This window comes from Flavisphingomonas formosensis (assembly GCF_009755815.1).
Classification (GTDB): Bacteria; Pseudomonadota; Alphaproteobacteria; order Sphingomonadales; family Sphingomonadaceae; genus Flavisphingomonas; species Flavisphingomonas formosensis.
This window is the reverse complement of sequence record NZ_WRPK01000006.1, coordinates 147,613-166,836: the sequence shown is the minus strand read 5'-3', so window position 1 is coordinate 166,836 and position 19,224 is coordinate 147,613. Positions and strand designations below refer to the sequence as shown.

Sequence of the window (19,224 nt, the reverse complement as noted above, 5' to 3'; positions counted from 1 at the left end):
AGGGGCGCTTCGATCAAAGCGCAACGTGCGAACGCAGGTTCCCATGCCAGCGCCGCTCTGCACATCCAGATCGTGGTTCACCAACCTGGATCATCGCGCTCCTGCATAAGCGTGCGATCTCGCGCAATGCCGCAGTTGGATCTAACCGCTGATGCGCGAGAGCAGTGAAGGAAACTCAGCGCTCAGGCTGCGCAACCGGTCCAACATAGATCCATTTCGGGAACCTGCATACTCACAGGCGATTGCGAATAGATGATCGACATTGGCGAGATCTGGCAGGATGCGATGCGCGCCGGACACTATGAGACGGCATGGACGGTAGCAGCGAATATATTGCAACAACGGGATCCCGCCAGCCGAGACGATCCCTCTCTGCCCTTCCATCAGCGTTGGGTCTGGGACGGCAGTCCACCCGACGGTCGGCAGGTTCTCGTCCGCTGCTATCACGGGCTCGGGGACACTATCCAATTTGCCCGCTATCTTCCTGTGCTGGCGCGTCGGGCAGGTCGCGTGTCGTTCGAAGTACAGCCACGGCTCCGTGAGCTGCTCGCCGGGCTGAACGGTATCGATCAATCTATTGCGTTCGATCCGGCCGCGCCCGAGCCGAAATCCGAGTGCGATATCGAAATCACCGAGCTCGATCTCGTACTGCGCATTCCCCCCGAAGCGGCTCCGCCGCCCTATATAGCGGCTCGCCATGCCGAGCTTCCGCCCGGTACGGTGGCGCTGTGCCATGCCTCCGGCGAGTGGGATCGGGACAGAGACCTGCCAGCGGATCTTTTCCGTTCCTTGACCCGCATCGCACCTTGCATCACCCTCGTCCCCGCACCATCGACGCTGGACGTGCTCAACCCGCAAGGTTGCCCGTTCGACATGGGCATCACCGCATCGCTCATAGCCGGAGCGGAGCTGGTGATTACCGTCGACACGATGATCGCACACTTGTCAGGAGCCATGGGAAAACCGACCTGGCTGCTCATCAAGGCGGCTCCCGACTGGCGCTGGGATCCCGGCAGCGTGACGAGCAGCTGGTATCCGTCGATGCGAATCTACGCGCAACCCGAACCGGGCGACTGGAAAACCGTTATGGCCCATGTGTCGCATGATCTCGCCCATATTCGTCGCCGATCTCGTAAAGGATAACACCATGACCGATCCGGCTAGCCCTCTCGTTCCGATATCGTGGGGCGAATTGCTCGACAAGATGACCATATTGGACATCAAGCTGGATCACATCGATAACCCTGAAGCACGCACAAACCTCCTAAGGGAGTATCAGATCCTTACGGAGATCAGCCTGCCCGTTACGCGAGACAGAGAAGTCGCCAATCTCGTGGAGCGGCTCAAACATATCAACGAGCAGCTGTGGGATATCGAGGATGCCATCAGGGTCGAGGAAGCGCAAGCAACGTTCGGGTCGACCTTCATAGCGCTTGCACGCGCAGTCTATACAAAGAACGACCAACGGGCACGATTGAAGCGGGACATCAATATGCTGCTCGCCTCTGAATTGATCGAGGAAAAAAGCTACGCTGCGGCGGGCTCTGCTTCGATCAACCCTCCGGCGCTTGCGTGACACCTCACGCTGCGGGCTGGAATCCATCTGGACACGACACGTCTCGCAAGGACCCAACAGAAAGGCCGAAAATCCCCGCCGATCGCAGGACCGCCAGCAGTTCAACCGAATAGCGGCGTCGCGCCACTGTTGATATCTCTGTAGCCTCGTCTCGTACGGCTTCGATTCGGCGCTGCCGGGTACCAATAAGCTTCCGTAGCAAACGACGCCGCATAAACGTCCACCAAATACATATACGATAATGCTGCTGCCCCCGCTTCACGCATAGCTCATGCGCCGCGATGCAAGCCCCGCCAACGCGGCAAGGAGCCGGCGCTGCGTTTCGGCGCCGGCTCCGATCTCTCAACAGCCGACCGCTCCGCCTCAAGCTGACGGAGGTCAACCGCCTTCGCTAAGAGGGCCGCCGAACGTTCATAAAACCCCGGCGCGCTGTCCAGCCAGGTCGTTTCGATCGGCTGACGATCGTGGACACGACAGGCGGATGCCAAGGCTCCTTTGTCGAAAAGGGAATGCGCAACCGTGATCCGGCCGGCAAGATGCCTATCGATGACGGCATGGATCTGGGCGAAGGTCGGTTTGCTAATGACATGGTCGCTGCTGATGCCGTGGATCCGAGTGTTGAAAGACGAGAAGTCGTCGCACGGGTCCACCAACGTCTCGTAAGCAAGTACCTCCGTCCCGTCGCGAAAACCGACGACGCCGATCTGGCAGATGCTGCTGACGCGCGAACAGGCCGTTTCCACATCCACTACGACGAAATCGGGTGGCGCGATGGCCTCGTCCTCCAGACGGCCGGGCTCGGTGATGGGTGGGGCGGAGAACAGCATGGGATCGGACATAGCATGTCCATCATCCCTGAATAGCCTCCAGCCCAGCATCGACGCCCGTCCAACGGCATGCTCCACGTTCGCCAGAAATTCGCACGACTTCCGACAAGCGCCGAATGATCTTTGCTCCTTCGCAGAGGCCGGCCGGCCGATTCATATTCAGCATTATTTCAAATCGTGGCTGCACCCCGGGCGCGATTGACTCATTTGTGCTTCGATGACAGCCTAAGCAGATGGTAAATCGGCTTCGCCATCACGGAGGACAGCTTCTCGCGGGCATCTAGCCCCGGGTTCGTCGGCGTCCGCCCCGAGCCCGGGGCCCTCTCGACGACCAGATGCTCCATCTTTCGAGGCAAGCGGGATTTTCCATGAAGAATGCGATTACCGCGCGGCACCCGCGCATTCAGATGATTGCCGAAGAGGCCGATGCGCTGACCAGCCTCGCCATCGGTGCCGAGAATCAGATGCCCGAGGTAAGCCGGCTGCTGCTGGACGAGATCGACCGGGCGCAGATCCGCAGCGCCGAAACCATCGGCGACAACGTCGTCACCATGGGATCGGCCGTCACCTACACCGACGGCGCAAGCGGCAGCAACCGCACGATCCGGCTCGTCTATCCCCGGCAGGCCGATATCGCGGCCGACCGAGTCTCGATTCTGACACCCATCGGGGCCGCGCTGATCGGTCTTCGCGAAGGCCAGTCGATCCTCTGGCCCGATCGCAGCGGCCGGGAGCGCGCGCTAACCGTCTGCGAGGTGCGGCACGACTGATGGACGCGTATCCACAGCAGGCCTTCGGCGCGCGGCTGCGCTCGCGCCGGCTGGCGGGCTATGCCGCCTCCCTGCTGTTGCTCATCGGCGCGGTCCAGCTGGTGGCAAGCCTGATCTTCTATCATGCGATCGACCGGCAGACGCTGCGGGAAGATCATGCCCGCCGCGTCGCCGAACTGCTCGTCGTCAGCGATCGCGTGCGCACCATGGCGCCGGACCGCGTCTCGCAGATCATGACCAGCCGGCATCTCGAAGTCCGGCTCGCCGTGACGCCGTCGGTGTTGCGGAGCGGCAGCGATGAGGAGATCGCCGACATCGCCGCGCATATCCTGGTCTGGGAACCCGGGCTGGCCGGGCGGCACATCCTGCTCGCCCTCGAACAAGGTTCCGAAGGGAGCCGCGATCTCGTCGGCTCCATGCCGCTCGCCGACGGCGCATGGCTGAACTTCCGATCGCGCGACATCTCCACGAACTGGCCGATCGCACTGCGCGCCACCGCCATGTCGCTGCTCACCACCCTGTTCTGCGTGGGCGCGGGCCTTCTCGGCCTGCGCTTTCTCACCACCCCGCTGCGCACCCTGTCCGACGCGGCCAATGCCATTGCGCAGGGCCAGCATGTGCCCGTGCGCGAAAGCGGCGCCGCGGACCTGCGCAGCCTCGCGCGCTCGATCAACGACATGCAGGCAAGGATCAGCGGCCTTGTGGAGGATCAGGCTCGATCCTTCGAGGCGATCAGCCATGATCTGCGCACCCCGCTCGCCCGGCTGAAGATCGCCGCTGACTTTGTGGAAGACAGCGATATCGCGCGGTTGGTGGGATCGAGCGCCGACGAGATGGAAGCGATGCTGATGTCGCTCCAGCACTATCTGCACGCCCAGCATCTCGCCGCCGAACCCGAGCTGGTCGACCTTGCCGCCGCCATCCGCGACGTCATCGCTGCGTTCGACGGCCAGGCCACGCTTTGCGCGCCCATCGATGCCGAGACACTCAGCTATCGGCTCCCTCTGCTCCTCGCGCTGCGGCCACTGGTGGAGAATGCCGTGCAATATGGCGGCCATGCGCAGCTCAGCATCGAAAAAGCAGGAGAGGACTGGCAGATCAGGATCCAGGACAGGGGGCCCGGCATAGCGGAGGATTATTTCGGCCCGATCCTCGATCCTTTCTTCCGAATCGACGAGGCGCGGGCACGCGATACCGCCGGTTTCGGGCTCGGCATCCCGACGGCCTACAGCCTGCTGCGCCGTTTCGGCGGAGCGCTGACCTTTGCCAACGCGCGCGAAGGCGGCTTGATCGTCACCGTGACGGTGCCCCGGCCCCGATCCTTGCAATGAGCCCGCTCGGCGTGTGAGCAAAATCGGTCCCAGACGCGTCAGCGTCTTCGGAGCTGCGTACAAGTGACGATTGATATTGTCTGCAACCGCGCGGGGATGCCCATCGCGGGCTCGCGATAGTCAGACGATCATTCCATAGCCGGCCGCTACGGCCTCATCTTCGCGCTCGGCAAGGCAGCGATAGCTTTGCGGGTCGATTGGCGCGAAACCCTGCAGCGCCAGCGCATCGGCATGGCGTTCCACGCCGCCTCCCCCCGACAGCAACGCTTCACGCAGCGCGAGCACGACCGCGTCGGGACAGGCGGCATGCGCCACGAGCAAGGGGATTGGCGCGGCCTGCGTCGTGGCCAAGATGCGGATCGCGCTCGCCAGACCCGGCTCGTGAAGCCGAATCAGCTCATAGGCGAAGCTGTCCAGCGGACCCACGTCGATCATGCCAGCGATTACTGCCTCGATCACGCGTCGTGGCGTATGCAGGCCGCCCACCGTCTCCGTATAGAGCGCCGCGCCGCCGCGCTGCCGGCGATAGGGCAGAAGATGGTGGCGCACTGCATTATAGCCGGAATGCGACGTCTCGACGGTCGTGCCGATGCGCCGGCCGAACGTATCCTCGATCATGCGGTATGGCGCGCCCGCGGCAACCACGAAGTGGGTCGCGTAGGCGGCCCGACCCGCGGTCGGCCCGCTCGCCGGTATGGGAGCGGCGATCGGCGTCACCGCACCGGCACTGCGGGCGAAGGGCAGCCCGCACATGAAGCCGCAAGCCAGGTCTGGCCGCGCCCAAAGCGCGGGCAGCGGAGCGGGATAAGCATGGTCGATGATCTCGAGGGAGATACCGCTCGCGTCCGTCAGCCAGCCGAAAAAGCGGCGCCAGGCCGCCGCCGCACCGGGCGCGACCGCGTACATGCGCGCATTCGCGATCCGGGCCGGTGCAGCGTTCATGCAAAGCGAAGCCGCTGACCGATGCCGAGCCGCGCCGCCTTCTCCAGCATCGCATGGCCCAGCGCGATGTCGGACAGGGAAAGGCCGCGATGCCAAAAGAGGTTGGTTTCCTCCGCGCTCTCCCGGCCCGGCCGCAAGCCGGCCACGATCTGCCCCAGCTCGGCATGCAACGTCGCCTCGCTCAGCCGCCCCGCCTCGACATGAGCCCGCAGGCTTCCGAACTTGCCGGCACGGCATTGCCCCCAATCGTCGACCACGATCTTGGCCATGATGTCGGTCAGCGACAATTCCACCGCGCTCATCGTGCCATAGGGGATCACCAGGGCACCGGGCTTGATCCACGACGTCTTCAGCAGCGGTGCGGGCGCGCCGAGGCGCGATGCCTCGACGACGATGTCGGCACCGTCGACGCAGCTGCGCCAATCCTCCGTCGCGATCACCGGCTTGCCGAGATCGCGGCTCAGCCGGGTCGCGAAGGCGGCCCGGCTTTCCGGCCGGCGCGAGTGGATGCGAATCTCCTGGAAATCGAACAGGCGATCCAACAGCCGTACGTTCCAATAGGCGGTGCCGCGTGCGCCGACGTGGCCGAGGATGCGCGAGTCGGGCCGCGCGAGATATTTGGCGCCGATCGCCGTGACGGCGCCCGTTCGCATGTCCGTGATGCCGGTCGCGTCCAGCATCGCGCGCGGCACGCCGGTCCGTGGATCGAAAAGTAACAGGATAGCGAGCTCGGACGGCAGGCCGAGCGTATAATTGTCCACGAAATCGCCGACCACCTTCACGCCCGCGGCATCGATCGGCGCACGCAGCGCGCCGCGCAATATGTTGAAATGCCCATCCGCGGCGCCGGGTTCGAGATGCACCCGCGGCTCGATCACGGCCTCGCCGCGTCCCTGCGCTGCGAGGCTTGCCTCGATCGCGTCGAGTATCTCCGCATCGGTAAGCGCGATCGCCTCGACATCGATGCGGTTGAGATAGGTGAGATGGATCGGCGCCATGCCCGGCTCTCCTGCCGCCGTGCCGCCGCACACGTCAATAGAGCGGAAGGATATTTTCTTACAGGGAAAGTAAGTGTGCCGGAAATCCGGCGCTTTCTAGGTCAATACAGCTTTTGCGATGAGCTCATTCGGCTTCGCTTATATTGACACTCATTTCACTCTGACGAAAGTTTTTATCCGTCTCTCCGGAGGAATCATGACCAAGCGGATCGCCATAATCGGCGCAGGCCCGAGCGGCCTTGCCATGTTGAGAGCTTTCGAAAGCGCGCGCCGTACCGGCGCCGAAATCCCCGAACTCGTCTGCTTCGAAAAACAGGACGATTGGGGCGGCCTGTGGAAATATACGTGGCGCACTGGACTCGACCAATATGGCGAGCCGGTGCATGGCAGCATGTACCGCTATCTGTGGTCGAACGGGCCAAAGGAATGCCTGGAGTTTGCCGACTATACGTTCGAGGAACATTTCGGCCGCGCCATCCCCTCCTATCCGCCGCGCGCCGTGTTGCACGATTACATCATGGGCCGCGTCGCCAAGAGCGGTGTGCGTCCCTATGTCCGCTTCGACACGCCAGTGCGCTGGGTCGATTATGATCCCGCGACGGAAAAATTCACCGTCCGCGTGAAAGACCAGAAAGAAGATCGCGACTATAGCGAGATATTCGATCACGTCGTCGTCTGCTCCGGACATTTCTCGACACCGAACGCCCCCGAATTCGAAGGACTGACTTCCTTTCCCGGCCGCGTGATGCATGCGCATGATTTCCGATCCGCCGACGAATTCGCCGGCAAGGACATGCTGATGATCGGCAGCAGCTATTCGGCCGAGGATATCGGCACGCAATGCTTCAAATATGGCGCGAAATCGGTGACGTTCAGCTACCGCACCAAACCGATGGGTTTCGCCTGGCCCGAAGGGTTCGAGGAGAAACCGCTGCTGACCAAGCTCGTCGGCAAGACCGCCTGGTTCGGCGACGGCAGCAGCAAGCAGGTGGATGCCATCGTGCTGTGCACCGGCTATCAGCATCACTTCCCGTTCCTGCCCGACGAGCTGCGGCTCAAGACCAATAATCGCCTCTGGCCGCTCAATCTCTACAAGGGCGTCGCCTGGCAGCCCAATCCGAAGCTGTTCTTCATCGGCATGCAGGACCAATATTATACGTTCAACATGTTCGACGCGCAGGCCTGGTATGTGCGCGACATCATCATGGGAAAGATAGCGCTGCCCGACGCGGAAACCCGCGAGGCGGACAATCTCGCCTGGCGCGCGCGAGAGGAGGCGCTCGAGAATCCTTTCCAGCAGATCGACTTCCAGACCGACTATGTGCGCGAGCTGCTTGCCGCCACCGACTATCCGCATCTCGACGTCGACGGCGTCGCCGCCCTCTTCAAGGAATGGGAGCACGACAAGGAGCACAGCATTCTCGGCTATCGCGACAAGAGCTACCGCTCGGTGCTGACCGGCACGCTATCGCCCCAGCATCACACCACATGGATGAAGGCGCTGGACGACACGTTGCCCGTGTTCCTCGGCATGCCGGCCGCCGCCTGATCCGATGGCCGCGCCCCCTGCCCCGGCGGAACCCGGCCTGCGGGAGAGGATCGTCGTCCCCGGCGGCGGCGCGGCGCTATTCGCGCTGAAACCGGGGGACAGAGGGACGATCGTCGATCCGGAGGGACTGCAGCAGGGGATGCTGTATGTGGTCAACCCGTCATCCCAGCGAAAACTGGGATCGGTCGCCGACAACGCACCACTTGACGTAGAGAGTGATCCCAGCTTTCGCTGGGATGACGCGGATGAGATAACGGGCGCCATAGCCACTCTCTTCGAGCAGGCGACCGGCGCCATCCCGGATGCCGTCGTAACCCCGCTCTTCCCCGCCGACGCCGCGCCCGGAACCTCCGCCACCTTCACCGCCGAACAGTCTTTACTCTGCGTCCTCGAAGCGCCCGGCTCCCCGATGCTGCCGGATGCGCAGGATGCCCCGACCGAGCTGCATTTGTGGATCGACCGCGCCGTGGCGCCGTCCAGCGATCTCCCTGCCCCGCTCGCCGAACCCAAGGCGGACATCCGGATCGATGCGGCGACCGCGCGCGCCTATCGGGTTGCGGCCGGCGACTATATCCAGATCATCGACGTCGCCGGCAAGCAATGCTCCGACTTCCTCGCCTTCGACGCGGCCGCGCTCGCCGGCGGTACCGAATATGGGCTGGATCCGACCGTCACACGCACGCTGATGGGCGCAGCCTTCTCCTCGCCCGGACTGCACTCGCGCTATTTCGACGCGCGGATGCGGCCGCTGGTGGAGGTGGTGCGCGACACGGTCGGCCGGCACGACACCTTCCTGCTCGCCTGCAACGCCAAATATTATGACGATCTCGGCTATCCCGGCCACGCCAACTGCACCGAGAATTTCAACCGCGCTCTCGATCCCCATGGCGTCGCGCCGCGCAAGGGCTGGCCGGCGATCAACTTCTTCTACAACACCGCCGTCGGCCATGACGACCGCATCGGCATGGACGAGCCCTGGTCGCGCCCCGGCGACTATGTGCTGCTGCGCGCGCTCACCGACCTCGTGTGCGCCTCCTCCTCCTGCACCGACGACGTCGACGCCGCCAATGGCTGGAACCCGACCGACATCCATGTCCGCCTCTACGATCGCAGCGCGGATATCAGCCCCGGAATCGCCCATCGCATGACCCCCGACGCCGCCCCGCGCCTTACCCGCCATTCCGGCTTCCATCCGCGCACATCGGCGCTGACGCGCAACTTCGTGGAGTATCGCGGCTTCTGGCTGCCGAACTGTTACACCGGCGAGGGGCCGATCGCGGAATATTGGGCCTGCCGCGAGCGGGCGGTGGTGATGGACCTTTCGGCATTGCGCAAGTTCGAGGTGACGGGCCCGGACGCCGAGGCGCTGATGCAGCTGGCGGTCACGCGCGATATAGCCAAGCTCGCCATCGGCCAGATCGTCTACACCGCGATGTGCACCGACACCGGCGGCATGATCGACGACGGCACCGTCTTCCGCCTCGGCCCACATAATCTCCGTTGGGTCTGCGGCGACGATTATTGCGGCGTCTGGCTGCGCGAGCTGGCCGAGAAGCATGGCCTCAAGGCCTGGGTCCGCTCGTCGACCGACCAGCTCCACAACATCGCCCTGCAAGGCCCGCTGGCGCGCGACATCCTCGCGCCGCTCGTCGAGACGCCGCGCCACCTTGCCACCGTGGCGGAGCTCAAATGGTTCCGCTTCACCACCGGCCGGATCGGCGACGTGCCGGTGCTCATCTCGCGCACCGGCTATACCGGCGAGCTCGGCTACGAGCTCTGGTGCCACCCCGACAGCGCGCCGGCGCTCTGGGACGCGCTGTTCGCGGCGGGCGGCCCCAGGGGGCTGCTTCCGCTCGGCCTCGATGCGCTCGACATGGTGCGGATCGAGGCCGGCCTCGTCTTCGCCGGCTACGAATTCTGCGACCAGACCGATCCGTTCGAGGCCGGCATCGGCTTTGCGGTGCCTGCGTCCAAGACCGTCCCTTATGTCGGCGCCGAGGCGTTGGCGCGGCGCCGGGCGAGCCCGCAGCGCGCGCTGGTCGGCCTCGATATCGCGGGCTTCGAGGATGTCGGCCATGGCGACGGCGTGTTCGACGGGCGCACCCAGATAGGCGTCGTCACCAGCGCCACCCGCTCGCCGATCCTCGGCAGGACGATCGCCCTGGCTCGGGTCGATATAAGCCGCGCCGCGATCGGCCAGGCGCTAGAGATCGGCAAGCTCGACGGACATCAGAAGCGGATCGCGGCCGAGGTGGTGCGCTTCCCGCATTATGATCCGGACAAGACGAGGGTTCGCGCCTGACCGGCAGCGTCCGGCCGGCGGAGGAAATTGGGGGTCAAGGCGATGGCGACTGTGGCGGAAACGGGCATGGGAGCGGCGGCGGGCACGGGGGAGACGTTCGTCGACACCGGCGGGCTGCAGCGCGGCATCAGCTGGACGGGCGCCTTCTGGATAGCGAGCGGCGTGCCGGCGCTGGTGCTCTTCTCGATCGGCTCGATCGCCGCAACGGTCGGCATGGCGAGCTGGGCGGTCTGGACGATCTCGATCTGCTTCGGCTTCATCCAGGCGTTCAGCTATGCCGAAATCGCCGGGCTGTTCCCGCACAAGTCGGGCGGCGCGTCTGTCTATGGCGCGGTCGCCTGGGTGCGCTACAGCAAGATGTTCGCGCCGGTCTCGGTCTGGTGCAACTGGCTGGCCTGGTCGCCGGTGCTGTCGATCGGGTCGGGCCTTGCCGCGGGCTATGTGCTGCTTGCGCTGTTCGGCCCGGATGCCTCGATCAACACCTGGCAGATCACGATCGCCAATCTCGGCTTCATCAAGACCGGGCTCACGCTGCGGCTGAACGCGGTCTTCTTCCTCGGCGCGGCGCTGCTGCTGATCGCCTTCGCCGTGCAGCATCGCGGCATCAGCTCGACCGCAAAGGTGCAGGTGATCCTCGGCGTCATCGCGCTGCTGCCGCTGCTGCTGATCGGCCTCGTGCCCTTCTTCACTGGCGACGTGCTGTCGAAAAACCTCTTCCCGATCGTGCCGCTGGCGCACGACGCCGCCGGCAATCCGGTCAACGGCATGTTCGACATGGCCGGCATCACCCTCTTCGCCGGCGGCTTGTTCATCGCGGCCTGGTCCACCTACGGCTTCGAGACGGCCGTCTGCTACACACGCGAGTTTCGTGATCCGAAAAAGGATACGTTCAAGGCGATCCTCTATTCGGGCCTGCTCTGCATCGTCGTGTTCACGCTGGTACCGATCAGCTTCCAGGGCGTGCTCGGGCTGTCAGGCATGCTCGCGCCGGAAATCTACAACAATATGGGCGTCGGCCATGCGATGGCGAACATGATTTCGGCCGGACCTGCTATCGCCAACGTGATCCTGGTGATGATGATCCTCGCCCTGATGCTGGCGATCATCACCTCGATGGCCGGATCCTCGCGTACGCTCTACCAGGCGAGCATAGACGGCTGGCTGCCGCGCTATCTCGGGCGCACCAACCATGCCGGCGCGCCGACATCGGCGATGTGGACCGATCTCGGCTTCAACCTGATCCTCCTCTCGCTGTCCGACTATGTGTTCGTGCTGGCGATCAGCAATGTCTGCTACATCGTCTTCAACTTCCTCAACCTCAACTCCGCCTGGATCCACCGCATGGACCGTCCGAACTGGGAGCGCCCGTTCCGCGCGCCGACGCTGCTCCTCGTGGCGGGCACCAGCCTCTCCTTCGTGAACCTCGTCCTGATGGGGATGGGCGCGGACGTGTGGGGCAAGGGCACGCTGATTACCGGTGTGATCGTGATCGCGCTGATCCTGCCCGTCTTCGTCTGGCGCCACCATGTCGTCGACAAGGGCGTGTTCCCCGAAGCGATGACGCAGGACATGCACCTGGCGCCGGAAGCGGGCGTGAAGACCGGCGCAGGCGTTCTGCCTTATCTCACCATAGCGGCCGGCATAGCGGTTGTGCTGATCGCACGGATGCTCGCGAAATATTGAGCAGGAACTACTCCCGTCATGCCGATGAGAATCGGGATGACGATTGAGAATGGGATCGTCGCGCTCAATTATTATAGTGATGAATTCAGATCGCTACGTCATCTCGGCGAAAGTGTGAATCGCTGTCGACATGGGCGCGGGCGAAGTCAGTTTTCGCTGGGATGACGATCGGGGCTCTGCCCGATGCCCTCGAGCGCCAGGTTTCGCTCTTCGCTTTCGAACCCTCTACGCCATGCCGGAGGCCGTGAAGGTCCGTGCAGCGCTTGCGCCCTGCTATCCCGCTCCACGCGGGTAGATGATGATCGAAAGATAGCGCATCGGCAGCTGGTTGAGTTCCTCCGGCCCATGCTGGGCGCCGCTGTCGAACATCATCGTGTCGCCCGGCTGGAGACGATAGCTTGCCGCACCATGGCGATAAGTCAGTTCGCCTTCCAGCATATGGATGATCTCGATCCCGGCATGGCTGAAGCTGGGATAGGGCGATGCATTCTCGTGCAAGGTGATGAGATAGGGCTCTACCACCACGTCTCCGCGCGGCAAATGACCGAGCAGCTCGTAATTATGGCCGACCTTCGTACCGCGCCTCTCTATGTTCACGCCCCTGCCGGCTGGGACGAACGAGCAATCCTGCCTTTCCTCGACCGATTCGAAAAGCGACGAGATCGGTACCGAGAGCGCAGCAGCAAGCGATTGCAACGTCGTGAGGGAGAGCGAGATCTGGCCATTCTCTATCTTGGAGAGCATGCCGAGTGAGATTCCCGCCGCCGCTGCGAAGTCCGCGCCCGACAGGTCCTGCCGCCGCCGCAGCAACCGGATCTGCAGGCCGAGCGCACGTTCGAGCGAGCGTGGATCGCTGCTCGGCGCGCTCGATCCGGTTCGCAGCTCCTCGATCTGCGCTGCGGCCGCCTCGATGTCCTTGAGTCGCCTGGCCATGACCAGCGCTCCTTCCCCCTGCGCTTTCCCTGCTGCGTCGATCCTGATGGTTCGGCTCAGGCAGGCAGAGTCCGGATATCGGGAGCGATACCGGGGCTCGTCGGCGCTCCGTCGTCGTAGCGCGAAAGATGCTCGACTGCGATGTCGCGATAGCGGGTAAGGCCCTTATATCCAGCCAGTTCCTCGCGCAGATCGCGCAGCACGCGGTGAAGACGGCGGCCCCATTTCGGCACGCGGGCGAGTTCGTCGATACTGGCGAGATAGGCCCGAATACCGAACAACAGCGCATTGGAGCGCGGCAGGCGGAAAAAGGTCTGCAGCTCGACGCGCAGATGCAGCCGCTCGCCGACATTGTCCGGCGTGATCGTCGTCCGGTCCGGGCCCCATACCGGATAATTTTCCGGTGAGGTGTCGAGCCGCGGATTGACGGTCATCGTCCAGTTGAGCCGCCGCGCGGGATGGCCATATTGCACGCGCAGCAGATATTGCAGCGCGCGATCGAATATCCCCATCTCATGGGCGAGGGGTACTGGCCCATGCCATTCGTGGAAGGTCATGCCGAGATCGAATTCCAGCGACCAATCGGCCTGGGTCGTCACCATGCCGCCATCCATGTAGAGATTGCCGTCGCGCTGATCCTGCAGCGTGAAATCCCCCTGGGCCTGCCGCGTGATATATTCGAAAGGCTCGTAGGGCAGCGTGTCCGGCATGCCGAAGGTGAAGCGATCCTCGATGCCGAGCGGCCGGTTGCGCCACGTCCACCGCCGTCCGTCCCTTTCCAGCTGGAAATGGTCCGGATAATCGCGCGCCAGGCTTTCCATGATCAGTTCCAGCGTATCCCACTGGGCTTGCATCATGTGGGGCAGCACGATGCAGCGATTGGGATCCTGGCGCAGCACCATCTCCCGCTCGCGGCATTCGCTCACATAATGTTCGTCGACATCGAAAGCGGTATCGAAAGCATCGGTAGCCCCGCCGGCGAAATGCGGCTCGAGATTGACCGCGTACATATATTCATCTTCGCCGAACGGGAAAGGAAAACGCAATATCGCCGCATCGCTGTTCGCGTAGCGGAAGTCATCACGGAAAGACTCGCCGGTCTTGAAGGCGATAGTCATGGCCGTCCTCCTTACAGATCCAGTACCAGCATATCGCTGTGAGCACGCGAGACGCAGGGCATGACGAACTGGCCCGACGCCTTTTCTTCGGCGGTGAGATAATGATCGCGATGCTCGGGTTCGCCTTCGAGCACGCGGGTGAGGCATTCGCCGCACGCCCCGCCACGACAGAGCGAAGGCGCGGCGACGCCGGCATTCTCCAGCGCCTGCAGCATCGATTCGTCCGGTCCGACGCGAACCTCTCCACCGGACCGGGCCAGCCTTACGGTGAACGGCTCGCCGCCGCTGGCGCCGAAGCTTTCCCGATGGATCCGACCGTCCGGCCATCCCAGCGCCACAGCCATGCCCTCGACACGATCCATGAGTGCGGCCGGGCCGCACACATAGACGTGGGTGCCGAGCGGCTGGCGGGAGAGCAGTGCCTCCAGATCGAGCCCCTCCCGCCCGCCATGCACCTGCACGTCGTCGCCCGCCCAAGGCGCCAGCAACTGCGTGAACAGCGCAACCTCTTCGGCTGCGGCCAACTGATGGAGTTCCACGCGCGCGCCTTCACGCCGAAGCGCGGCAAGATGCGCGAGCAGGGGCGTGATGCCCACTCCCCCGCCGATCAGCAGATGCTTGCGTGCGTGACTGAATGAAGGAAACAGATTGTGCGGCACGTAGCCGGCGAGCACGGCACCCACCGTCAGCTCGTCGTGCACGAAATGGGATCCGCCGCGGGACGGGTCCGTCCGGCGCACGATCAGTTCGTAACGGCCGGTCCCGTCCGATGGCGCGATCAGCGAATAGCTGTTGCGCAGGATCCGGTCGCCGCACTTGAGCGTCAGCGCGATATGCGCTCCGGCCGCTCCCACCGGCAGCGGATCGCCCGTCGCTGATTCCAGGACGATGCGCTTGAGCGTCGGCGAGAGCGATTCGATCGCCCGAACGCGATAGGCGATGTCGCGCTGGATCATCTGTAGAGCTCCTCCACCGGGATCGTCTCGCCCGGCACTTCGGCATCGATCTGGAAACCCATGAAGGCATTGAGCCTGCGGGAAAAATGGTCGCGGACGAAAAGCTGCGCGCCGCATCCCGAGCAGGTGACGAGATTGGTCGTGACGCCATCCGTCATCGTCCGGCAATGCACGCAGAAGATGCGGCGTTGCGCGCTGCCGGAATGGCAAAGGCGATATTCCGCCTTGCCCATGCCCGCCGCTTCGCAGGCGCCCGCCACGTCCCACAGAAAGCCTTCGGTGCCCGCCGCATAGAGGCGGAAACCCATATGCTCCTGCGCCAGGCGCCGCCGCAGCGCGATCAGCAAATGGCTGGCGGAACGGAAGCCATGCACTGTCTCTTCGGGAAGGGGCGATGGAATTGCCCGGCTGTGGCCTTCGATCATCCAGCGCTCGGGAAAATCCCGTGGACCGACGCCATCGGCAAAGACTTCAGGCAGAATCTCTGCGCTGTCCACGACGAGAAGATGAGTCCGTCCAGTCGGATCCAGTGCTAGAGGCGTATAGCGCGGTCTGCTTTTGATGCCTTGATCGCTCATGACGACACCGGCATGGGACGGCAAGCGGCAAGTGCCACGTCAATCTCCCGGAATTCGGCGGTTGCACGCTGCTGAAGCGCACGGGTGACTTTCCCTTGAGGAAATAAACTTGTCAATAAAGCATCGGAGGCCCTCGACAGATTTTCGTCCCAATGATAAAAATTCTTTCTGTCAGAGAAAAACCGGCCGCGGCCGATTCCCCCATGCAGAAGAGGAGCTTTCCATGCCGAACAGCTGGCGTCATTCCACGCTTGCCGACCGTCACCGCGCCCTGGGATCCGCGCTCGAGGATTGGAACGGGATGGGAACCGCGTGGACCTATGACAAGGATCTGCAGGACGATCATGCCCTGATCCGCACCAAGGCCGGACTGATGGACGTCTCCGGCCTCAAGAAGATCCATCTCGTCGGGCCGCATGCGTCCGGCGTGCTGGATTATGTGACGACCCGCAACGTCGAGAAGATCACGCCAGGCCGCTCCGCCTACGCCACGATGCTCAACGACGACGGCAAGTTCGTCGAGGATTGCATCCTCTACCGAACGGGGCCCAACAGCTGGATGGTGGTGCATGGTTCGGGTGCCGGCCACGAGCTCCTGAGCGCATCGACGACAGGGCGTAACGTCGCGATGCTGTTCGACGACGATCTGCACGATCTTTCGCTGCAAGGGCCCGCCGCAGTGGACTTTCTCGCCGGACATGTGCCCGGTATTCGCGACCTCAAATATTTCCATCACCTGCAGACCACGCTGTTCGGTGCGCCGGTGATGATCTCGCGGACCGGATATACCGGTGAGCGCGGTTACGAAATCTTTTGTCGTGGCCACGAAGCGCCGATGATCTGGGATACGATCCTCGACAAGGGCCGGGAATTCGGTATCGAGGCGACGGCCTTCACCGCACTCGACCTGCTGCGCGTCGAAAGCTACCTGCTCTTCTATCCCTATGACATGTCGGAAATGTGGCCCTTCGAAAATGGCGAGGGCCCCGGCGACACGCTGTGGGAGCTGGGCCTCGATTTCACCGTAAGCCCGAAGAAGACCGGCTTCCGCGGCGCCGATGCCCATTATCGCGCCAAAGGCAAGGAGCGGTTCAAGATCTATGGTATCGAACTCGACTCGGACAAGCCGGCGGATCCGGCGGATATCCTGCTCGCCGACGGCAAGAAGGTGGGCGTGGTCACGATCGGCATGGTCTCGAAACTGACCGGCCGTTCGCTGGCGATCGCGCGATTGGATCCCGGCGCGGCGGTGCCCGGCACCGCGTTGGAGCTCGAAGGAGCCCAGGGCAAGGTAAAAGCGACAGCACAGCCGCTGCCCTTCGACGATCCCGACAAGAAGAAGCGCACCGCGGTAGGGTGATGCGCGCTCCACCCCCCTCCCTTTCTTCATCTTCCCTCGCAGGGGGAGGGGGAACGCGCGAAGCATGATGGAGGGCTTCCGCACGCAATGCAGGCGTGAGGGCGAGAATGACGCGAGCAGGACCCCCTCCACCAATCCGCGGCTGGTTCCTCTCCCCGTTCCGGGGAAGATGAGGGGGACCAGGCCCCTCATCCGCGCCGCATCCTCAATTCCACGCCCGCCGTCTCCGCATCCGGCACCAGCGCGGCCGGCTTCGCGACCCTGATCCGTACGACCTCGACATCGCCGGCCCCGAACAGCCTCCGCGCGATCCGCTCCGCGAAGGTCTCCACCAGATCGATATGCCCGTCCGCGATCACCGCATGGGCGGCGTCCCGCACCAGCGCATAGTCATAGGTCGCGCCGATCCGGTCCGCCGCCACCGGCGGCACGTCCATTTCGACGTCCAGAATCAGGGGCTGCGGTGCGATCCGCTCATGCGGATGGATCCCGATCGACGCGACGACGCGTAGCGCGCGGACGAAGAGCCGCGTCGTCTCGATGACGGGTTCAGCCAAGTCCACGGCGTGCCTTGGCCGCCTGCAGCGTGTTGGCGAGCAGGCAGGCGATGGTCATCGGGCCGACGCCGCCCGGCACCGGCGTGATCGCACCGGCCACCGCACGCGCCTCGGCGAAGGCGACGTCGCCGACGAGGCGGGACTTGCCCTCCGCACCCTGCACGCGGTTGATACCGACATCGATCACGATCGCGCCGGGCTTGATCCATTCGCCCCGGATCATCTCTGCCCGACCGACCGCGGCGACGAGGATGTCCGCCCTGCGGCAGACCGAAGGAAGGTCGACTGTACGGGAGTGCGCGACCGTCACCGTGCAACCGGCGCCGAGCAACAATTGGATCATCGGCTTGCCGACGATGTTGGAACGGCCGACGATCACCGCCTCGAGCCCCGTCGGATCCGGCTTCACGCTGCGGATCAGCATCATCGATCCAAGTGGCGTGCACGGCGCCAAGCCTCCGGCACCGGTCGCGATCAAGCCGACATTGATCGGGTGAAAGCCATCCGCATCCTTGGCCGGATCGATCGCCCGCAGCACGCGGGTGGCATCGATCTGCGGCGGCAGCGGCAGCTGGACGAGGATGCCGTCCACCGCCGGATCAGCGTTGAGCCGTTCAACGAGCGCGAGCAGTTCCGCCTCTGATGTGCCGGCATCGAGACGATGCTCGAACGAGGCCATGCCGGCCTCCACCGTCTGCTTCGCCTTGTTGCGCACATAGACCTGGCTCGCCGGATCCTCGCCGACCAGCACGACGGCCAGCCCGGGCTTTATCCCCTGCCCCGCCAGCGCCGCCACCTCGTTCGCGATGTCGCGCCGGAGGGCCTCGGCGATCGCCTTGCCATCGATCAGATCAGCAACCATGGGCATCAATCCCGGAAGACGACGGTGGTGGAGCCGTTGAGCAGGGCGCGGCCTTCGAGGTGGAAGCCGACGGCGCGGGCGAGCACGCGGCGCTCGATGTCGCGGCCCTTGCGGACGAGATCCTCGGGGCTGTCATTGTGGCTGACGCGTTCGACGTCCTGCTCGATGATCGGGCCTTCGTCGAGGTCCGCGGTCACATAATGCGCCGTCGCCCCGATCAGCTTCACGCCGCGCGCATGGGCCTGGTGATAGGGCTTGGCGCCCTTGAAACCGGGCAGGAAGCTGTGATGGATGTTGATGCAGCGGCCCGACAGATAGGCGGCGAGATCGTCCGACAGGATCTGCATGTAGCGCGCCAGCACGATCAGCTCCGCGCCCGTCCGCTCGACCACCGCCTTGATCTGCGCTTCCTGCTGCGGCTTGGTCTCCCTGGTGATCGGCAGGTGATGGAAGGGGATGCCGCCGAAATCGATGCCCGCATAGGTTTCGAAGCCATGGTTGGAGACGATCCCGACGATATCCATCGCCAGCTCCCCGATCCGCCAGCGATAGAGCAGGTCGACCAGGCAATGATCGAATTTCGAGACCAGGATCAGCACCTTCTTGCGCCGGTCGTTCGGGCTCAGCGCCCATTCCATGCCATGCTCCGCCGCAATCGGCGCAAAATCCGCCTCAACCTTCGCCACCTCCCCACCCTCCGGCAGGTTGAACACCGTCCGCATGAAGAACCGGCCGGAGGCGCGATCGTCATATTGATGGGCTTCGAGAATGTTGCCGCCATGCGAGAACAGCATCGTCGCAATCTTGGCGACGATGCCGGGCCGATTGGGGCAGGACAAAGTCAGCACATAATGAATCTCGGTCATCGCAATCGTCGTTCCG

At 64.0% G+C, this 19,224-nt stretch carries 18 protein-coding genes; 8 read left to right on the top strand and 10 right to left on the bottom strand.

Features of this window, described 5'->3' with window-relative positions; genetic code table 11:
• Positions 1 to 252: 252 nt before the first annotated feature.
• Positions 253 to 1,143, top strand: coding sequence for a glycosyltransferase family 9 protein (locus GQY20_RS17510; RefSeq protein ID WP_157218423.1), 891 nt, complete (start codon positions 253 to 255; stop codon positions 1,141 to 1,143).
• Positions 1,144 to 1,147: 4 nt separating this feature from the next.
• Positions 1,148 to 1,576: a DUF6165 family protein gene (locus GQY20_RS17505; protein WP_157218422.1), complete on the top strand. Its 429-nt coding sequence runs from the start codon at positions 1,148 to 1,150 to the stop codon at positions 1,574 to 1,576.
• A gap of 269 nt (positions 1,577 to 1,845) precedes the next feature.
• Here the strand turns inward: GQY20_RS17505 and GQY20_RS32605 are convergent, their stop codons facing one another.
• Positions 1,846 to 2,415 carry an exonuclease domain-containing protein gene (locus GQY20_RS32605; RefSeq protein ID WP_232476124.1) on the bottom strand — a complete coding sequence of 190 codons (570 nt, stop codon included), beginning with the start codon at positions 2,413 to 2,415 and terminating at the stop codon, positions 1,846 to 1,848.
• Positions 2,416 to 2,771: 356 nt separating this feature from the next.
• Between GQY20_RS32605 and rnk the strand changes: the two genes are divergently transcribed.
• Complete coding sequence (gene rnk / locus GQY20_RS17495) at positions 2,772 to 3,173, top strand: nucleoside diphosphate kinase regulator (protein WP_157218421.1); 402 nt, start codon at positions 2,772 to 2,774, stop codon at positions 3,171 to 3,173.
• On the top strand, positions 3,173 to 4,504 hold the full coding sequence (locus GQY20_RS17490; RefSeq protein ID WP_157218420.1) for an ATP-binding protein: 1,332 nt from the start codon (positions 3,173 to 3,175) through the stop codon (positions 4,502 to 4,504). Before rnk ends, GQY20_RS17490 begins: the two co-directional genes overlap by 1 nt.
• 120 nt (positions 4,505 to 4,624) lie before the next feature.
• On the opposite strand, the gene GQY20_RS17485 is transcribed toward GQY20_RS17490, so the two are convergent.
• Positions 4,625 to 5,446 (bottom strand): phosphate/phosphite/phosphonate ABC transporter substrate-binding protein, encoded by an 822-nt coding sequence (locus tag GQY20_RS17485; RefSeq protein WP_157218419.1) that lies wholly within the window; start codon positions 5,444 to 5,446, stop codon positions 4,625 to 4,627.
• A complete protein-coding gene (locus tag GQY20_RS17480; RefSeq protein WP_157218418.1) occupies positions 5,443 to 6,444 on the bottom strand; it encodes an ornithine cyclodeaminase family protein in 1,002 nt (333 codons plus the stop codon). The genes GQY20_RS17485 and GQY20_RS17480 overlap by 4 nt, the downstream gene beginning before the upstream one ends.
• Before the next feature lie 196 nt (positions 6,445 to 6,640).
• Here GQY20_RS17480 and GQY20_RS17475 point away from each other — a divergent pair, with 196 nt between their 5' ends.
• The 3 genes from GQY20_RS17475 to GQY20_RS17465 are packed head-to-tail and all read left to right on the top strand — an operon-like array spanning position 6,641 to position 11,978.
• Positions 6,641 to 7,993, top strand: a complete 1,353-nt coding sequence (locus tag GQY20_RS17475) for an NAD(P)-binding domain-containing protein (RefSeq protein WP_157218417.1) — start codon at positions 6,641 to 6,643, stop codon at positions 7,991 to 7,993.
• 4 nt (positions 7,994 to 7,997) lie between these two features.
• Positions 7,998 to 10,295 carry a DUF1989 domain-containing protein gene (locus GQY20_RS17470; RefSeq protein ID WP_157218416.1) on the top strand — a complete coding sequence of 766 codons (2,298 nt, stop codon included), beginning with the start codon at positions 7,998 to 8,000 and terminating at the stop codon, positions 10,293 to 10,295.
• A 42-nt stretch (positions 10,296 to 10,337) separates the two neighbouring features.
• Complete coding sequence (locus tag GQY20_RS17465; RefSeq protein WP_157218415.1) at positions 10,338 to 11,978, top strand: APC family permease; 1,641 nt, start codon at positions 10,338 to 10,340, stop codon at positions 11,976 to 11,978.
• A gap of 273 nt (positions 11,979 to 12,251) precedes the next feature.
• On the opposite strand, the gene GQY20_RS17460 is transcribed toward GQY20_RS17465, so the two are convergent.
• From GQY20_RS17460 to GQY20_RS17445, 4 genes are read right to left on the bottom strand one after another with little or no spacing between them, the layout of a single operon-like run.
• Positions 12,252 to 12,911, bottom strand: coding sequence for a helix-turn-helix domain-containing protein (locus GQY20_RS17460; protein WP_157218414.1), 660 nt, complete (start codon positions 12,909 to 12,911; stop codon positions 12,252 to 12,254).
• 56 nt (positions 12,912 to 12,967) lie between these two features.
• Positions 12,968 to 14,029 carry a heme-dependent oxidative N-demethylase family protein gene (locus GQY20_RS17455; RefSeq protein WP_157218413.1) on the bottom strand — a complete coding sequence of 354 codons (1,062 nt, stop codon included), beginning with the start codon at positions 14,027 to 14,029 and terminating at the stop codon, positions 12,968 to 12,970.
• Between the two features lie 11 nt (positions 14,030 to 14,040).
• Positions 14,041 to 14,985, bottom strand: a complete 945-nt coding sequence (locus GQY20_RS17450) for a PDR/VanB family oxidoreductase (RefSeq protein ID WP_157218412.1) — start codon at positions 14,983 to 14,985, stop codon at positions 14,041 to 14,043.
• Positions 14,982 to 15,410 (bottom strand): dimethylamine monooxygenase subunit DmmA family protein, encoded by a 429-nt coding sequence (locus GQY20_RS17445; RefSeq protein WP_232476123.1) that lies wholly within the window; start codon positions 15,408 to 15,410, stop codon positions 14,982 to 14,984. Before GQY20_RS17445 ends, GQY20_RS17450 begins: the two co-directional genes overlap by 4 nt.
• Positions 15,411 to 15,786: 376 nt before the next feature.
• Between GQY20_RS17445 and GQY20_RS17440 the strand changes: the two genes are divergently transcribed.
• Entirely contained in the window at positions 15,787 to 16,923 is a 1,137-nt protein-coding gene (locus GQY20_RS17440; RefSeq protein ID WP_157218410.1) for an aminomethyltransferase family protein, read from the top strand.
• A 188-nt stretch (positions 16,924 to 17,111) separates the two neighbouring features.
• Here the strand turns inward: GQY20_RS17440 and folB are convergent, their stop codons facing one another.
• Genes folB through purU form a run of 3 tightly spaced genes read right to left on the bottom strand, consistent with a single transcriptional unit; the run spans position 17,112 to position 19,208 of the window.
• On the bottom strand, positions 17,112 to 17,480 hold the full coding sequence (gene folB / locus GQY20_RS17435; RefSeq protein ID WP_232476122.1) for a dihydroneopterin aldolase: 369 nt from the start codon (positions 17,478 to 17,480) through the stop codon (positions 17,112 to 17,114).
• Positions 17,473 to 18,342, bottom strand: coding sequence for a bifunctional methylenetetrahydrofolate dehydrogenase/methenyltetrahydrofolate cyclohydrolase FolD (gene folD / locus GQY20_RS17430; RefSeq protein ID WP_157218408.1), 870 nt, complete (start codon positions 18,340 to 18,342; stop codon positions 17,473 to 17,475). Before folD ends, folB begins: the two co-directional genes overlap by 8 nt.
• Before the next feature lie 5 nt (positions 18,343 to 18,347).
• Entirely contained in the window at positions 18,348 to 19,208 is an 861-nt protein-coding gene (purU, locus tag GQY20_RS17425) for a formyltetrahydrofolate deformylase (protein WP_157218407.1), read from the bottom strand.
• Positions 19,209 to 19,224: the final 16 nt, after the last annotated feature.

Bases quoted from the DNA above. Each gene is read 5' to 3' on its own strand.
- GQY20_RS17510 (WP_157218423.1), top strand. From the start codon at position 253: ATGATCGACATTGGCGAGATCTGGCAGGATGCGATGCGCGCCGGACAC.
- GQY20_RS17505 (WP_157218422.1), top strand. From the start codon at position 1,148: ATGACCGATCCGGCTAGCCCTCTCGTTCCGATATCGTGGGGCGAATTG.
- GQY20_RS32605 (WP_232476124.1), bottom strand. From the start codon at position 2,415: ATGTCCGATCCCATGCTGTTCTCCGCCCCACCCATCACCGAGCCCGGC.
- rnk (WP_157218421.1), top strand. From the start codon at position 2,772: ATGAAGAATGCGATTACCGCGCGGCACCCGCGCATTCAGATGATTGCC.
- GQY20_RS17490 (WP_157218420.1), top strand. From the start codon at position 3,173: ATGGACGCGTATCCACAGCAGGCCTTCGGCGCGCGGCTGCGCTCGCGC.
- GQY20_RS17485 (WP_157218419.1), bottom strand. From the start codon at position 5,446: ATGAACGCTGCACCGGCCCGGATCGCGAATGCGCGCATGTACGCGGTC.
- GQY20_RS17480 (WP_157218418.1), bottom strand. From the start codon at position 6,444: ATGGCGCCGATCCATCTCACCTATCTCAACCGCATCGATGTCGAGGCG.
- GQY20_RS17475 (WP_157218417.1), top strand. From the start codon at position 6,641: ATGACCAAGCGGATCGCCATAATCGGCGCAGGCCCGAGCGGCCTTGCC.
- GQY20_RS17470 (WP_157218416.1), top strand. From the start codon at position 7,998: ATGGCCGCGCCCCCTGCCCCGGCGGAACCCGGCCTGCGGGAGAGGATC.
- GQY20_RS17465 (WP_157218415.1), top strand. From the start codon at position 10,338: ATGGCGACTGTGGCGGAAACGGGCATGGGAGCGGCGGCGGGCACGGGG.
- GQY20_RS17460 (WP_157218414.1), bottom strand. From the start codon at position 12,911: ATGGCCAGGCGACTCAAGGACATCGAGGCGGCCGCAGCGCAGATCGAG.
- GQY20_RS17455 (WP_157218413.1), bottom strand. From the start codon at position 14,029: ATGACTATCGCCTTCAAGACCGGCGAGTCTTTCCGTGATGACTTCCGC.
- GQY20_RS17450 (WP_157218412.1), bottom strand. From the start codon at position 14,985: ATGATCCAGCGCGACATCGCCTATCGCGTTCGGGCGATCGAATCGCTC.
- GQY20_RS17445 (WP_232476123.1), bottom strand. From the start codon at position 15,410: ATGATCGAAGGCCACAGCCGGGCAATTCCATCGCCCCTTCCCGAAGAG.
- GQY20_RS17440 (WP_157218410.1), top strand. From the start codon at position 15,787: ATGCCGAACAGCTGGCGTCATTCCACGCTTGCCGACCGTCACCGCGCC.
- folD (WP_157218408.1), bottom strand. From the start codon at position 18,342: ATGGTTGCTGATCTGATCGATGGCAAGGCGATCGCCGAGGCCCTCCGG.
- purU (WP_157218407.1), bottom strand. From the start codon at position 19,208: ATGACCGAGATTCATTATGTGCTGACTTTGTCCTGCCCCAATCGGCCC.